2 protein-coding genes are annotated in these 991 nt (G+C 56.7%); one reads left to right on the top strand and one right to left on the bottom strand.

The annotated features are described in order from the left end of the window. The coding region (locus tag NKJ26_RS33755; protein WP_502903266.1) for a KUP/HAK/KT family potassium transporter at nucleotides 1–122 on the top strand (122 nt) is incomplete at its 5' end. A 200-nt stretch (nucleotides 123–322) separates the two neighbouring features. On the opposite strand, the gene NKJ26_RS33415 is transcribed toward NKJ26_RS33755, so the two are convergent. Then, on the bottom strand, nucleotides 323–700 hold the full coding sequence (locus NKJ26_RS33415; protein WP_352700110.1) for a flagellar export protein FliJ: 378 nt from the start codon (nucleotides 698–700) through the stop codon (nucleotides 323–325). Nucleotides 701–991: the final 291 nt, after the last annotated feature.

Below are 991 nucleotides of genomic sequence, written 5' to 3'. Positions count from 1 at the left end.
GCATGCCGGTGTGGCAGGACCGGTTGTTCATCGGCCTGGCGCGCACGGCGGCGGATGCGACCGAATATTTCCAGATCCCGACCGGACGCGTCGTCGAGATCGGAACGCAACTGACGATTTAGGGCATGCCGCGGTTGAGAAGAATCGGTGCTGTCACATTGATTGAGCGGTGAGGAAGTTGAGGTAGCAGCGCGCCCGGCACTGTAAAGTTTCAGCGGCTTGATGCAGCGATAGCTGGCCGGGACGGCTGTGATGGTGCGGCGACATGCGCGCCAACGGCCAGTCGGGTGTCGCGAATTGAGGCGCGCTGAAGCCGTCCGGTTCAGCCGATCATGGCGCTTCGGTTGCCGGGTTCGAGATCGTGGCCTCTGCCGCTGCGCGATTCTAGCATTTGCGCCTTGGAAAGCTCTGCTTCAGCCTCGGCGAGGCATGGCTCGGCCGTGGTTCTCAGCCGCAGAAGGTCCGATTGCGAATTCTTGAGGTTGTCACGACGTAGGCGAGCGGCCTTGGCGAACGTCGGATAAGCGAAATGATTGATATCGGAGATGCCGGCCTTCGTTTCCTCGGCGTTTATCTGGAAGTCCAGTTCTCGCGCCATGCGTTCGAAATCGGCAATCATCATGTCTAGCTGCTGCAACTGTCGCCGCTTCTCATTCACCTGAAATTGCTTCAGTCGGACCAGATTACCTCGTGGCTTCATGACTCGGTACTCCGGTACACATTTCGTCCAATCAAACCGCTCTCTCCCAGCCCCTTAACGTTAGGCCTACAGCGACTCTCACGTTTTCTGCTGCGAGAGGAAACATATTTTCCAAAATCCTTGGCCGATGGCTATGAGTTCAATGGCATCGACAAGCATGCGAGCGAAGGACTTAAGGGGCGGTAAAAAAGGCGGAATAGGGCGATTTTTCACAATGTCTGCATATGAACGCGTTGAGACCTGCGGCGGGCTTGACACACAAAGCAATCGTCAAGATTTGCGACATGGACG

Origin of the sequence: Mesorhizobium sp. M0152, from assembly GCF_040322415.1 — a bacterium.
Classification (GTDB): Bacteria; Pseudomonadota; Alphaproteobacteria; order Rhizobiales; family Rhizobiaceae; genus Mesorhizobium.
Note: the sequence above shows the minus strand (reverse complement) of the source record. Positions and strands in the feature narration are given on the sequence as shown.